The organism is Herbaspirillum sp. C7C2, assembly GCF_022627865.1.
Classification (GTDB): Bacteria; Pseudomonadota; Gammaproteobacteria; order Burkholderiales; family Burkholderiaceae_D; genus Herbaspirillum; species Herbaspirillum frisingense.
Genome location: NZ_JABXGI010000011.1, coordinates 112,849 through 127,154, shown reverse-complemented (window position 1 = coordinate 127,154; position 14,306 = coordinate 112,849). Strand labels below are relative to the sequence as shown.

The following is a 14,306-nucleotide window of genomic DNA, read 5'->3' as shown; positions in this document are numbered from 1 at the left end:
GCGCATCGACGGGATCATTAGTGACGCAGCCAACTCGACCAACTCAGCCAGGCAGGGCAGCCTCAGCGCACCCGGCTGTACAAGGGTTGCACGCTGTCCGCACTGGCACCGACATCAATGGCCTCGATGGCGGTACCCATGCTGTTGCGGGTGCCCAAGCCATTGGCAGCAAACGGCGCGCCGGGTTCCAGCGACATGCGCACGCTGTCGGGCGCAAAGCGGGCGATGCTGCCGTCATCGAGGATGACGCCGTTGGCTTCGCCACGCGGGCCGGTGAGGACCATGGCGATCTTGCCGCGCACCGACAGCTGGCGTAGTTGCGCCGCGCGCAGATGGGGCGGCAGCGGCGGGTTGGCGTCGAAGGCGGGCGGACGGTCGATCACAGTCTGGCCGGTGGCGAGATTGACGATGGCATCGGCCTTGATGGTGCCGGCCCCTTCACCCTGGCCGAACACGCGCACCGACTGCCCCGGCTTGACCACACCCTGCAAGGTCTGCGACAGGTGCGGCGGGAACTTGACCACGGTGCGCTCACCCACCAGCAGGCCATCGACCTCACCATAGGGATTGATCAACAGGCGGCTGACGCGGCCTTCGGTGACCGGGGCCTGGGCCGTCAGGGCGGCTTCATAGGTGGCTGGTGGCGTTTGCACGGCAGGCGCCGCCATGCCCGCAGCGGGGACCGGACCGGGCAGGGGCGCCGGCGGGGGCGGCAGTGCCTGGGCATGGGCGGCCACCAGTGAAGTCAGCACGGCCAGGGTCGAGGCAGCCGCCAGCGAGCGCAGCGAGGCTGAAAGCGGGGATGAAGAAAGATTCATGACAACTCCTTGAGGGGTGAGAGGTATTCCCTCTTTTGCAAACCCCGTGCCCGCCACGAATCCCTTTATATTCAATCACTTAGGAACTCAACTTGCGGACAGGTGTCCGTTTCCGTGACACTTCAGCGTCCGCAAACGGACACTGTCCGCCGCCATTTTTTACACAGGAGCCCCCCATGTCCCTTTCCTCGCCCGCCTCCTCGCCTTACCTGACCCTGGCCGTGGCCATCGTCGCCGAAGTCATCGCCACCACCGCCCTCAAGTCTTCCGACGGCATGACCCGTGTGTTGCCGGCCCTGGTCGTGGTGCTCGGGTACGGCCTGTCCTTCTATTGCCTCTCGCTGACCCTGCGCAGCATGCCCACCAGCGTCGCCTATGCCATCTGGTCGGGGGTGGGGATCGTGCTGATCACGCTGGCGGCCTGGCTGATCCACCACCAGCGCCTGGACGGGCCGGCAGTGGCCGGGATCGCCCTGATCGTGGCCGGGGTGCTGGTGATCAACATCTTTTCCAGCAGCGCCGCACATTGAGGCGGTCGCGGGACCGGTGACGGGATCCGGTCAGGATGTCCGAAAACACCACCTTCTACGTCATTCCGGATATCGGCCGCCGCCATAAGATGCTCTCCATCGCAACCGACAACCCCAAGGAGAACATCATGACCCAGTCCCAAGCCACCACCCAGCGCGGCACCGCCCTCATCACCGGCGCTTCGTCCGGCATCGGCGCCCTGTATGCCGACCGCCTCGCCCGCCTGGGCTACGACCTGATCCTGGTGGCCCGCAACCGCGAGCGCCTCAATGCCCTGGCCCAGCGCATCAGCAACGACACCCGCCGTACCGTGGAAGTGCTGGAAGCCGACCTGGGCCAGGCCCAGTCGCTGGCGCTGGTGGAAGACAAGCTGCGCAGCGATGCCAGCATCACCCTGCTGGTCAACAATGCCGGCATCGGCACCCACACCCCGCTGCTGCAGAGCAATGTCGATCACATGACCGACATGATCGCCCTGAACGTCACCGCGCCGACCCGCCTGACCTATGCCGTGGTCCCCGGCTTCGTGGCACGCGGCCAGGGCGCGATCATCAATATCTCCTCCATCGTCGGCGTGGCGCCGGAGGTACTCAACGGCGTCTATGGTGGCAGCAAGGCCTTCGTGCTGGCGTTCTCGCAATCGCTGCATCATGAACTGGCGGCCAAGGGCGTGCAGGTGCAGGCGGTGTTGCCCGGCGCCACCGCGACCGACTTCTGGGCCATCGGCGGACTGCCGGTGGAACACCTGGATCCGGCCATCGTCATGCCGGCCGACCAGATGGTCGATGCCGCCCTGGTCGGCTTCCAGCGCGGCGAACTGGTGACCATCCCGTCGCTGCACGAGGAAGACGCCTGGACCCGCTTCGAGACCGCCCGCCAGGGCCTGGCCAGCAAACTCTCGGCCAATGTCCCGGCAGCGCGCTACACGGCCGCGCACTGAGCTGCCCTGTATTGATCCGCTATCGCGGCCGACCTGACCGCAGCCAATCCAGACACCAACGATTCGATCCGGAACGACTGCCCCTGCGCAGTCCTCCACAGCCCCCTTACGACCTTCTCTTCAGAAAGGCAACATCATGAAACTTACCGACAACGTCATCTTCATCACCGGCGGCACGTCTGGCATCGGCCGCGCCCTGGCAGAGGCCTTCCACAAGCTGGGCAACCAGGTCATCATCGGCGGCCGCCGCCAGGCGCTGCTGGACGAAGTCACCGCCGCCAATCCGGGCATGGAGGCGATCGCCTTCGACGTCTCGGAGCTGGCCAGCATCGAAGCCGCAGCCGCCACCCTGAAGGTGCGCCATCCGGGGCTCAACGTGCTGATCAACAATGCCGGCATCATGCCCTTCGACGACGCCGGCGGCATCATCGACGATGAAGTCAGCCGCAACATCATCAACACCAACCTGCTGGGCCCGATCCGCCTGAGTTCGGCCCTGATCGACCTGCTCAAGGCCCAGCCGAGCGCCACCATCATCCACAACACCTCGGTGCTGGCCTATGTGCCGCTGGCGGTGACCGCCGTGTATTCGGCCACCAAGGCAGCCCTGCACTCCTACGCGCTGTCGCAGCGCTTCATGCTGCGCCAGACCAACGTGCGGGTGCAGGAAATCGCACCGCCCTGGGTCGACACAGACCTGGTCAAGAAGAGCGGTGATCCGCGTGCCATGCCGCTGGATGCCTTCATCGCCGAAACCATGGCCAAGCTGGCCAGCGATGACGAGGAAATCCTGGTCGACGCCATCAAGCCCTTGCGTGACAACCCGGGCGCCAACGAGCACGCGCTGGTCAACGGTTTCAACGAAGCGCTGATCGCCAACCCGATCCCGGTCTGAGCCGGTCTTATCCGACCTCGTCCGGTCCCATCCGACCTCCCGGCAGCGGCCGGTCTGCGGCGCCAGCAATCACCTGCTGCGCCGGGCAGGCCGGCCGGCCCACCTTGCCAGCGATAAACAGCATGAAAACTGCTCCCACCCCCACCCCTGACACCACTGCGCCTGCACCACAGGCCGCTGCCGGCTCCGCACCGCCCCATCCGGGCTCCCTGCTGACGGCCGGTTTCCTGGCCCTGGGTACCTTTGCCATCGGTACCGAGGGCTTCATGATCGCCCCCTTGCTGCCGCGCATGGCGGCCGACTTCGGCATGAGCGTGTCGGTCGTGGCCAGCCTGGTGATCGTCTTCACCCTGGTGCTGGCCCTGAGTTCGCCCATCACCACGGTGCTATCGGCCAACGTCAATCGCCGCAATGTGCTCATCGGCGCCATGGGCATCTTCACCGTGGCCAACCTGGCGGCGGCCCTGTCCACCAGCTTTGCCGGCCTGCTGTTGGCGCGCCTGCTCATGGCGGTAGCCGCCGGGCTCTACACGCCCAATGCCAATGCCCTGGCCGGCGCCATCGTCAGACCCGAGCAACGCGGGCGGGCGCTGGCCATCGTCAGTGGCGGCATGACCATTGCCATCGCCCTGGGCCTGCCATTGGGTTCCGTGGTGGGGCATGCCTTCGGCTGGCGTGCCACCTTCCTGGCGGTGGCGGCAATGGGTGCCGTGGCGGTGGTCGGTATCTGGCTGGGGGTGGATCGCCGGGCCGGTGGCCAGTTGCATGTGGCCAGCCTGCGCGAGCGGGTCGGCGTGATTGGGCAGGTAGCGGTGCGTCGCCTACTGGCCGTCACCCTGTTCTGGTCGGTTGCTGCCTATGCTGCGTATCCCTATATCGCGCCCTACCTGTCACATACCCTGGCCTTCGGCGAAACAGGCATCGGCCTGACGGTTAGCCTGTGGGGGGTGGCGGCGGCCGTGGGCGTGAGCACTGGCGGCATGCTCAACGATCGCTTCGGCTCGCAGCGCGTGGTCCGTACCGCCCTGCTGCTGCTGGCACTGTCGTTCTGGGCGCTGGCGGCAGCCACCTGGCTGGCACCGCAGGTCGCGCTGGTCCCGGTGCTGCTGGCCGTGGCACTGTGGGGCTTTGCGGTATGGGCTTTCTTCCCGGCTCAGATGGCACGGCTGATCGCGGCCGGTCCGCCATCGCAGGCCTCGGTCTCGCTCTCGCTCAATACCTCCACCATGTACCTGGGCTTCTCCGTGGGCAGCGCCATCGGCGCGGGCATCCTCGGTCTGGGTGTGGTCGGCGGGATCGGCCTGTTCGCCGGATGCTGCGCCGTGCTGGGGCTGCTGCTGGACCGCGCCGGCAAGCTGCCCTGAGGCAGGCAGGCCATCCGAGAACGTCCAAGAATTTTTTCCGCCGTCGTGATAGGCTGCCGATCCGGAAAGCAGCGGATGACCGGTTGGGGCCGGTCGTCCGGAAACATGCCCCTCTTTGTCCTGCAGGGGGGCATGGGGCAACCTATCATCGAACTGTGTTCCATGGCGCGAGAGGGCGCCGGCCGCGGATCTCATCCGCACAATCAAATCCATACAACAGGGGAAATCATGGATAAGGCTAACAACAAGGGGCGTTCGCTCAGCGTGGCCGCGCGCCTGGGTCTCAGTTTTGCGCTGGTGCTGGTGATGATGCTGGTGCTGACGGTGGTGAGCATCAGCAAGGTCAATGCCATCGAAGGCAGCCTGACCACGGTCAGCGAAGACAATAACGTCAAGCAACGCTATGCCATCAACTTCCGCGGCAGCGTCCACGACCGCGCCATCGCCCTGCGCGACCTGACGCTGGTGGACGACGCCGAGGTCAAGGACGTGGTGGCCCTGATCAACAAGCTCGATGCCGATTACCAGCAATCGGCGCAGCCCCTGGATGCCATCTTCGCCAACAAGGGCGCGCATGCGCCCAACGCCGACGAGCGCGACGCCCTGGCCCAGATCAAGGCCGCCGAAGCCCGCGCCATGCCGCTTTCGGCACGCATCATCGCCGCCCGCAGCAGCGGCGACATCGACGGTGCCCGCAAGATCATGCTGGGCGAAGCCAAGCCGGCCTTCATCACCTGGCTGGCCACGGTGAACAAATTCATCGACCTGCAGGAACGCATGAGCCAGGCCGAGTCGACCAAGGCACGCAGCACCGCCCGCGGCTTCCAGGCGTTCATGCTGGTACTGCTGGCAGCCGCCATGGTGGCCGGGGTGGTGCTGGCAGGTCTGATCACACGCTCCATCGGTCGCGCCCTGGGTGCCGAACCGGACGAGGTCAAGCAACTGGCACTGGCGGTGGACCGTGGCGAGCTGTATCACGAAGTGGCCCTGCGCCGCTACGATGGCGGCAAGCGCCAGAGCATCATGGCGACGCTCTCCGAAATGAGCATCAACCTGCGCAATACCGTGACCGAGGTGCGTGATGCGGCCGCCGGTGTGGCCACCATCAGCGCCCAGATCGCCGCCGGCAACAGCGACCTCTCGGCCCGCACCGAAGACCAGGCCGCCTCGCTGGAAGAGACCGCCTCGGCCATGGAACAGCTGACCGCGACCGTCAAGCAGAACGACGGCCATGCCCGCGAAGCCAACCAGCTGGCGCGCAATGCCTCCGACATCGCCAAGCAGGGTGGCGCCATCGTCGACGAAGTGGTCGATACCATGGCTGCGATCAATACCTCGTCGCGCAAGATCGTGGACATCATCGGCGTGATCGACGGCATCGCCTTCCAGACCAACATCCTGGCTTTGAACGCCGCGGTGGAAGCGGCCCGTGCCGGTGAACAGGGACGCGGTTTCGCCGTGGTCGCCACCGAAGTGCGCAACCTGGCGCAGCGTAGCGCGGCGGCGGCCAAGGAAGTCAAGCAACTGATCGATGCATCGGTCGACAACGTCGAGAACGGTACCCGCCTGGTGGAACGTGCCGGCGAGACCATGGAACAGATCGTGGCCAGCGTGCAGCAGGTCACTGATGTGATGGGCGAGATTTCCACCGCCAGCCATGAGCAGAGCGTGGGCATCGAGGAAGTGCACAAGGCCATCGCCCTGATGGATCAGGTGACCCAGCAGAATGCGACCCTGGTGGAACAGGCCAGTGCCGCCGTCTCCAGCCTGCAGGACCAGGCGCAGCACCTGACCCGGGCAGTGGACGTATTCCAGCTGGCAGCGCCCTCCTCGTCCGCGGCACCGGCCGCAGCAGCGGTGAAGTCGCGCCCGAGCGTCGAGGTCAATCCGCCACGCTCGCTGGCAAGCCAGACCAGCCGCCCCTTGCAGCTGGCCGCCGCCGGGGATCACGGCGATGCCTGACCCGGCCCTGTCCCGGCCGAACGATGAACTGCAGCGCCTGGCGGCGCTGCATGCCTTGCATCTGCTCGATACCGGCTCCTCCGAAGATCTGGACAACATCACCCGCCTGTGCCACTCGCTGTTCGGCGTCAACGGGGCGTACGTGTCGCTCATCGACGCCGACCGGCAGTGGGTCAAGTCGCAGAGCGGCCCGGACATGTGCGCGCCCTCGCGCGAGCTGTCCTTCTGCGACCACACGGTCAGCCAGCGTGCGCTGATGGTGGTGGAAGACGCCACCCTCGATGCCCGCTTTGCGGATAATCCGCTGGTGTCCGGGCCGCCGCATATCCGTTTCTATGTGGGCGCGCCCCTGCTCACGCCCGAGGGCCATGCCATCGGCGCGCTGTGCATCACCGACACCGTGCCGCGCACCTTCGATGCAGCCCAGCGCAAGCAGCTGCAGCAGCTGGCTGCGCTGGCGATGTCGCAGATGCTGCTGCGGCGGGCCATCGGCCGTGTCGATCCGCTCACGGCCATGCCCAACAAGTACCAGTTGCGGGAAGACCTGGCCTCGCTGGTCCCGGCCGACAGCGCCCTGCAGGAGGCAGAGCCGGGCACCCGGGCGCTGGCCTACATCGACATGCCGGACGCCCATACCTCATTCGAGATCGGCAGCGTGCTGGGTTCGCGTATCCATGACGAGCTGATCCGCAACGTCGGGGCGCGGCTGCAGACGCTGGTGCAGGGCCAGGCCGATGTCTATCACATCAGCGACGGTCGTTTCGCGCTGCTCTCGCATGCCGGCAAGGCCGAGCAACTGGCCGGCCACCTGCGCGGCATGACAGCGGCACTGGAACAACCGGTCGACAGCATGGCCGTGCCGATGAATCTGCCCAGCTATGGGGGCATCGTCAGCGTGGTGCAGACCCGCGAGCAATTGCGCGATGCGCCGCGCAAGGCGGTGGCCGCCCTGCACGAAGCCCTGGCGCGCCGGCAACGCTGGGCCGATTACGATGCCGATGCCGACGTGATGCACCAGCGCCGCTTCCGCCTGCTCAACGATATTCCCGATGCCCTGCTGCCGGAGCGCCAGCAGGGGGGTGGCCTGGCCCTGGTCTACCAGCCCAAGCTGGACCTGCGCAGCAACCGCTATCACGGCGGCGAAGCGCTGCTGCGCTGGCAGCACCATGAACTGGGACCGATCTCGCCGGCCGAATTCATCCCGCTGGTGGAGCGCACGGCGCTGATCCGTCCGGTATCGGAGTGGGTGATCCAAAGCGCCCTGCAACAGATGGCGACCTGGAAGAACGAGGGCATGCCGGTCAAGCTGGCCATCAATCTGGCCGCGCCCAATTTCGAGGAGTCCGACCTGATCGGCCGCCTGGAACGCGGCTGTCGTGACAGCGGCATCGACCCGGCCATGGTCGAGATCGAATGCACCGAAGGGGTATGGATGCACAGCCCGGCCGTGCTCAAGCTGCTGCATGAGATCCGCGCCCTGGGCATGGGGCTGGCGCTGGACGATTTCGGTACCGGCTACAGCAACTTCGCCTACCTGCAACAGGTCCCGGCCTCGGTGGTGAAGATTGACCAGTCCCTGATCCGTCACCTGGACAGCAGCGCAAGGGATCGCCGCATTGTGCAATCGCTGATCGCGCTGGCCAAGGAACTGGACTACCACATCGTCGCCGAAGGGGTGGAAACGGCGCAGACCCTGGAGCTGTTGCGCGCCTGGGGCGTGGACGAAGCGCAGGGTTACTACATGGCCCGCCCGCTGACACCGGAGGCCTTCTCGGCCCACGTGCGGGCGGCGGCCTGAGGCCAGGTACTAGCTACCTGGCGGCCCCGCTTCTTCCAGCTTGCGATACAGCTGCTGGCGCGAAATGCCCAGCCGGCGGGCGGCTTCGGCGCGGTTGCCGTTGGCTGCGGCCAATGCGCGCTCCAGCATCAGCCGCTCCACCTGTGCCACCGCCGCCGCCAGCGGACCATCCCAGTCGATCTGCATGCCCTGCGCCGGACTGGTGGCAGACAGGCTCGGCAGGGCAATGTGTTCGGCCTCGATGCAGTTGCCGTGACTCATTACCGCCGCCCGTTCCATCGTATTGCGCAACTCGCGCACATTGCCCGGCCAGGCATGCTGCAGCAAGCGTCGCGCGGCCGCCGCGCTGATGCGCTTGGGACTGTCGCCAGCCTGCTGGCGCAGGAAATGTTCGGCAATGGCCAGGATGTCACCGGGCCGCTCGCGCAGCGGCGGCACCATGATCGGAACCACCTGCAGGCGATACCACAGGTCTTCCCGGAAGCGCCCCTCGCGAATCTCCTGCGGCAGGTCGCGGTGGGTGGCGGCGATCACCCGTACATCCACCCGCAGCGACTGGCTGCCGCCGACCGGCGTCAATTCCCGCTCCTGCAGCACGCGCAGAATCTTGGCCTGGGTCGGCAGGGCCATGTCGCCGATCTCGTCCAGGAACAAAGTGCCGCCATCGGCTTCCTGGAAGCGTCCCATGCGATGCTGGGTGGCCCCGCTGAAGGCGCCCTTGACGTGGCCGAACAGTTCACTTTCGATCAGCTCGGCCGGGATCGCCGCACAGTTGACCGCCACGAAGGGACGCCCTGCGCGGCTGCCATTGCGATGCAGGGCGCGTGCCACCAGCTCCTTGCCGGTGCCGGTTTCGCCCAGGATCAGCACGGTGGCGTCGCTGGTGGCAGCACGGCCGATCTGCTTGAAGACCTGGCGCATGGCTTCGCTGTCACCCACCAGCTGGTTGCGCTCGCTGGCAGCGGCGCTGGCCGCGTCCGGCGCAGCTGAAGAATCCGGGGCGGCGGTACTCTGGCGCAAGGCACGTTCCAGGGTCTCCACCAGCGCCGTGCGCGGGACCGGTTTGGTCAGGTGGTCGAAGGCGCCCAGGCGGATGGCTTCGATGGTGTTGTCGCCGCTGGCATAGGCGGTGAGCATGATGCAGGGAATGGCGGCGATGGCCGGAGCGCGCTGCAGGAAGACCAGGCCATCTTCCTCCGGCATGCGCAGATCGACGATGGCGGCATCGATGGCATGGGCGGAGAGCAGGCGCAGGCCGGCGGCGGTGCTGCCGGCCTCCAGCACCTCATGGCCGAGATCGCCGACGGTCTCGGCCAGGCTACTGCGAAAGGCGACGTCGTCATCGACGATCAGGATGCGCGCCATGGCAACTCCATATCGAAACGGGCGCCACGCTCGGTGGCGGCCAGGGTGATGCTGCCGCCATGGGCATGCACGATTTCGCGCACCAGCACCAGTCCCAGACCGGTACCGCCGCTGCGCTGGCTGACGAAGGGATCGAACAGGCTCTCGCGCAGTTCGGGCGCGACACCGGGGCCGTCATCGGCCACCCAGAGCTGCAGGCGGCCATCCGCGCCGAGCCGGGCGCCGATGTCGATACGGCCGCCGGCCTCGCAGTGGGCCAGCGCATTGAGCAGCAGATTGTCCAGCGCGCGTGCCATCTGCACCGGGTCCAGCGCACTGGTTGACAGCCCCGAGGCGAAGCTGGGCAGATCCAGTGTAGTGCCCAGCTGCAGTTGCTTCTTCTCGGCCAGCTCGGCATGGGCCTGGCGCCTTTCCTCGATCCAGGCCGCCAGATCGATGCGCTGGCGCTGTACCTGGAAGGGCTGGGCCAGGGCCAGCAGGCTGGCCACCAGTGCGTCGAGCCGCTCGGTCTGGCTGACCACCATTTCCAGCGCACCGGTCACCCGCGCCTCGCGCACCTGGGCCGGCGCGGCCAGGGCGTTCTCGGCCTTCATGCGCATGGCGCCGATGGGATTGCGGATTTCATGGGCCATGCCGGCCGCCACCCGGCCCAGCGTGGCCAGGCGCTCGGCATGCGCGAGCTGGCGCGACAGGCGCTCGGACTGCCCGCGCCAGCGGCTCAGCGTACTCCCCAGCCAGACCCCGCTGACAATGACGAAACCCAGCAACAGCGCAATGGCCACCAGCAACTGGTTGAGCACGCCGGCGCTCATCACCGGCACGCGCTTGAGCGTCCAGGCCGCCAGCGACACACCCTTGAAGTTGACCGGGCAGGCGGCGAACACCACCGCCTCGCGCAGGCCGGGGCGCACATCGCTCACGGTGGCCGCGCCATCGAGGGCGCGCTGGGCGATCGAGACGATGCGTTCCATTTCCGCGCCTGGCGGGTCGCGCTTGATGCCGCTGCCGTCATAGGTGGGAAAGGCATAGGCCACCACGTCCTGTTGCGGGTGCCAGAAGCCGCCCTCCACCCCGGCCTGATCGCGCAGGGACAGGTCGATCACGGCCTGCATCAGCGAGCGCGCGGGCAACCCGTCGGCATTGGACGCCTGGGGTGTGCTGGGGACAGAGGGAGAGGGAGGGCTGGAAGGATGGGTGGAAAGCGCATGCGCCAGTCCGGCGCTCATGGCGGTGCAGCTCACCGCGGCCTGGCCGGTGGCCTGGCTGATCTGCGAGGCGGCGCCCTGCCGGCTCAGCTGCAGCAGCAGGAAAGCCAGCACGAGCGCGATCAGGGCAATGAAGGCCCACAGGATGACCAGGTCGCGTTTGATGGTGTTCTTGATGTTCAGGAGGCCTCCGGTGCCGGCTGGCATGTCGCCTTTCATGGCGCTCGCATTTAAGCACGAAGCTTTACCGGTGATAAGCCATCTGACAGGAACGGCGGGATGGCGGTTCATCTTTTGTTGCAACTCAATCACGTTGCCGCCGATCAAGATGGAAGCGCTTTTTGCTTTATGCGTTAATTGCGCCTGGGGTGAAGCAGGGGGGAAATAAAATCAAGCAGTTGAAGAAATATCTGGTGGTGGTCTTGGGCATCGCCATGCTGATGGTGATCGCCATGTGTGCCAGCACGCTCTACCAGAGCTATCGCCAGACGCGCCTGGCGGCCGTGGACAATGCCGGCAACGTGACCCTGATCGCCCAGCGCGCAATCTCGCGCAACATGGAAGTGCTGTCGCTGTCGCTCGATACGCTGGCCTACCGCTACCAGCATCCACTGGGCGCTGCGCGCCTCAATGACGCCCAGCGCTATGCCTACCTGTTCGGCAGCACCGCCAATGTCAGCCATATCTCGGTGATGGCGATCATCGATGCCAATGGCCGGGTTCAGGCCAGCTCGCGTCGTCGCCAGGGTGATGCCGCGCCCAACTACGCCGACCGCGCCTATTTCACCGCGCATCGCGATTCAGCCAATGCCGGGCTGTATGTCTCCAAACCCATCCTGGCCAACCTGCCCAACCTGGGCAACGATGTACGCGTGGTGGTGCTGTCCAAACGCCTGTTCAATGAAGACGGCAGCTTTGGCGGCATCGTCGTCATGGCGCTGAACCTGAGCTATTTCCGCGAACTGTTCGAAGGACTTTCGCTGGGCGCCGATGGCGTGATCTCGCTGTATTCGGACGATGGCGTGGCCTACATGCGCATTCCGTACAGCGAGCAGATCATCGGCCGCGACCTGAGTGGCAGTTCCAACTTCCAGCGCATCCAGAGCGCACTGCGGCACGAGGAGGGCAGCTTCTTCGCCCGTGCCAACAGTGATGGCGTGGAACGGCTCTATACCTTCCGTCGCATTCCCGACTCACCGCTGATCGTCTTCGTGGGCTATGCCGAACAGGCCATCTTCAAGAACTGGCGCAAGACTCTTTATGCGGTGATCATCTCGCTGTTCATCTTTGCCCTGCTGTTGGCCTATCTGCTGTCGCACGTGCGCCAGGAACTGCGCCGGCGCGTTACCATCGAGCGGCGCCTGGAAGAGCTGGCCCAGACCGACGGCCTGACCGGCCTGCTCAACCGACGCGCCCTGGACGAGGCCCTGCAGGCGGCCTGGGAGCGCTGCCGGCGCAATCTGAACTCGACCTTCTCGGTGCTGTTCATCGATGTGGATTACTTCAAGCCCTATAACGATACCTATGGCCACAAGCTGGGCGATGGCGTGCTGCAGGAGGTGGCCAAGACCATCAGCGACAACCTGCCGCGTCATACCGACTGCGCGGGCCGCTATGGCGGCGAGGAATTCGTGGTGCTGCTGGAGCTGACCGACACCGAAGGTGCGCGCCTGATGGCACAACGCCTGTGCGACGCGGTCTACAGCCGCCTGATCGTACATGCCAGCAGCCCGTTGCGGGTGGTGACCATCAGCGTGGGCGTGGCCACGCTGCAGCGCGCCCATCATCATCGTGTGGAAGACGTGCTCAACGCCGCCGATGCCGCGCTCTACCGGGCCAAGCGGGATGGCCGCAATGCGGTGCGGGTCAGCATGGCGGATTGAAGCGCACGGGCGGCATGGCCTGCACTACGAAAAAAGGGCGCCGTTTTCACGGCGCCCTTGTTCATTGCGATGCAGCGTCAGGCCGATCGTTCGGCGCTAATGCAGACCTCACGCAGATCTCGCTCAGACCTCGCTCACGTCGAGCGGTGCTTCGGTCTTCTCGATCACTTCTTCCTTGGTGACGCCGGAAGCCAGTTCGATCAGCTTCAGGCCACCGGGGGTGACGTCGATCACGCCCAGGTCGGTGATGATGCGGTTGACCACGCCCACGCCGGTCAGCGGCAGGTTGCAGTCGTTCAGGATCTTCCTGGATGTGCTGCCGTCCTTGGCCTTGGCCACGTGCTCCATCAGGACCACCACGCGGCCGACACCGGCCACCAGGTCCATCGCACCGCCCATGCCCTTGACCATCTTGCCGGGAATCATCCAGTTGGCCAGGTCACCCTTGGCCGAGACCTGCATCGCGCCCAGGATGGCGATGTTGATCTTGCCGCCACGGATCATGCCGAAGGAATCGGCCGAACTGAAGAAGGACGAGCCAGGGATGGTCGTCACGGTCTGCTTGCCGGCGTTGATCAGGTCGGCGTCGACCTGGTCTTCGGTGGGGAAGGGGCCGATGCCCAGCAGGCCGTTCTCGGACTGCAGCCAAACTTCGATATCGTTGGGAACGTGGTTGGCCACCAAGGTGGGCAAGCCGATGCCCAGGTTCACGTAGAAGCCGTCCTGCAGTTCCTTGGCTGCGCGGGCAGCCATTTCATCTCGGGTCCATGCCATTTTGTCGTGTCTCCTCTTATGCGCGCACGGTGCGTTGTTCGATGCGCTTCTCGGGCGTGGCGTTGACCACGATGCGATGCACGAAGATGCCGGGGGTGTGGATCTGGTCCGGATCGAGTTGCCCCACTTCCACCAGTTCTTCCACTTCCACCACGGTGACCTTGCCGGCCATGGCGACATTGGGGTTGAAGTTGCGGGCGGTCTTGTTGAAGACCAGGTTGCCGGCCTTGTCGGCCTTCTGCGCCTTCACCAGCGACACGTCGGCCACCAGCGAACGCTCCATCACATAGCGCTCACCGTCGAATTCGCGCACTTCCTTGCCCTCGGCCACCAGGGTACCGACACCGGTCTTGGTGAAGAAGGCGGGGATACCGGCGCCGCCGGCGCGCAGCTTCTCGGCCAGCGTGCCCTGCGGGGTGAATTCCAGTTCCAGTTCGCCGGCCAGGTACTGGCGTTCGAACTCCTTGTTCTCGCCCACGTAGGAGGCGATCATCTTCTTGATCTGGCGGGTGGACAGCAACTGGCCCAGGCCGAAACCATCGACCCCGGCGTTGTTGGAAATGGCGGTCAGGTTCTGCGCGCCCGAATCACGCAGGGCGGCGATCAACGCCTCGGGGATGCCACACAGGCCAAAGCCGCCGACCGCAATGGTCTGACCGTCCTTGACGATGTCTTTCAACGCGGTGGCCGCGTCTGGATACACTTTGTTCACGAGTCTCCTTTCGGCTCTTGTCTTGCGAGCAGGGTTGCAAGCTGCTGGTGGGGATACCA

The 14,306-nt window shown here is 65.8% G+C and carries 12 protein-coding genes; 7 read left to right on the top strand and 5 right to left on the bottom strand.

The features are described from left to right. Window positions 1-62: 62 nt before the first annotated feature. A complete protein-coding gene (locus HWE04_RS15690) occupies window positions 63-818 on the bottom strand; it encodes a hypothetical protein (protein ID WP_077234859.1) in 756 nt (251 codons plus the stop codon). 176 nt (window positions 819-994) lie between these two features. On the opposite strand from HWE04_RS15690, the gene HWE04_RS15685 reads away from it, so the two are divergent. The 6 genes from HWE04_RS15685 (at window position 995) to HWE04_RS15660 (ending at window position 8,308) form a co-directional block, all read left to right on the top strand. Next, window positions 995-1,348, top strand: a complete 354-nt coding sequence (locus HWE04_RS15685) for a DMT family transporter (protein ID WP_006461161.1) — start codon at window positions 995-997, stop codon at window positions 1,346-1,348. 128 nt (window positions 1,349-1,476) lie between these two features. After that, window positions 1,477-2,289 (top strand): SDR family NAD(P)-dependent oxidoreductase, encoded by an 813-nt coding sequence (locus tag HWE04_RS15680; protein ID WP_039873842.1) that lies wholly within the window; start codon window positions 1,477-1,479, stop codon window positions 2,287-2,289. A 136-nt stretch (window positions 2,290-2,425) separates the two neighbouring features. After that, a complete protein-coding gene (locus tag HWE04_RS15675) occupies window positions 2,426-3,184 on the top strand; it encodes an SDR family oxidoreductase (RefSeq protein ID WP_241812977.1) in 759 nt (252 codons plus the stop codon). Window positions 3,185-3,306: 122 nt separating this feature from the next. Continuing rightward, window positions 3,307-4,548: an MFS transporter gene (locus HWE04_RS15670; protein WP_241812976.1), complete on the top strand. Its 1,242-nt coding sequence runs from the start codon at window positions 3,307-3,309 to the stop codon at window positions 4,546-4,548. A gap of 228 nt (window positions 4,549-4,776) precedes the next feature. Beyond that, the gene (locus HWE04_RS15665) at window positions 4,777-6,510 is read left to right on the top strand and encodes a methyl-accepting chemotaxis protein (RefSeq protein ID WP_241812975.1); all 1,734 of its coding nucleotides are present in this window, start codon (window positions 4,777-4,779) and stop codon (window positions 6,508-6,510) included. Next, entirely contained in the window at window positions 6,503-8,308 is a 1,806-nt protein-coding gene (locus tag HWE04_RS15660; protein WP_234295031.1) for a sensor domain-containing phosphodiesterase, read from the top strand. Before HWE04_RS15665 ends, HWE04_RS15660 begins: the two co-directional genes overlap by 8 nt. A 9-nt stretch (window positions 8,309-8,317) precedes the next feature. Here the strand turns inward: HWE04_RS15660 and HWE04_RS15655 are convergent, their stop codons facing one another. Both HWE04_RS15655 and HWE04_RS15650 read right to left on the bottom strand, forming a co-directional pair. Then, the gene (locus HWE04_RS15655; protein WP_241812974.1) at window positions 8,318-9,673 is read right to left on the bottom strand and encodes a sigma-54-dependent transcriptional regulator; all 1,356 of its coding nucleotides are present in this window, start codon (window positions 9,671-9,673) and stop codon (window positions 8,318-8,320) included. Then, window positions 9,658-11,085: a sensor histidine kinase gene (locus tag HWE04_RS15650; RefSeq protein ID WP_234295033.1), complete on the bottom strand. Its 1,428-nt coding sequence runs from the start codon at window positions 11,083-11,085 to the stop codon at window positions 9,658-9,660. The genes HWE04_RS15655 and HWE04_RS15650 overlap by 16 nt, the downstream gene beginning before the upstream one ends. 227 nt (window positions 11,086-11,312) lie before the next feature. On the opposite strand from HWE04_RS15650, the gene HWE04_RS15645 reads away from it, so the two are divergent. Further along, complete coding sequence (locus tag HWE04_RS15645) at window positions 11,313-12,761, top strand: sensor domain-containing diguanylate cyclase (protein WP_241812986.1); 1,449 nt, start codon at window positions 11,313-11,315, stop codon at window positions 12,759-12,761. Between the two features lie 123 nt (window positions 12,762-12,884). Here the strand turns inward: HWE04_RS15645 and HWE04_RS15640 are convergent, their stop codons facing one another. Continuing rightward, on the bottom strand, window positions 12,885-13,535 hold the full coding sequence (locus HWE04_RS15640) for a 3-oxoacid CoA-transferase subunit B (RefSeq protein WP_006461145.1): 651 nt from the start codon (window positions 13,533-13,535) through the stop codon (window positions 12,885-12,887). Between the two features lie 16 nt (window positions 13,536-13,551). After that, window positions 13,552-14,247 (bottom strand): CoA transferase subunit A, encoded by a 696-nt coding sequence (locus HWE04_RS15635; protein WP_006461144.1) that lies wholly within the window; start codon window positions 14,245-14,247, stop codon window positions 13,552-13,554. Window positions 14,248-14,306: the final 59 nt, after the last annotated feature.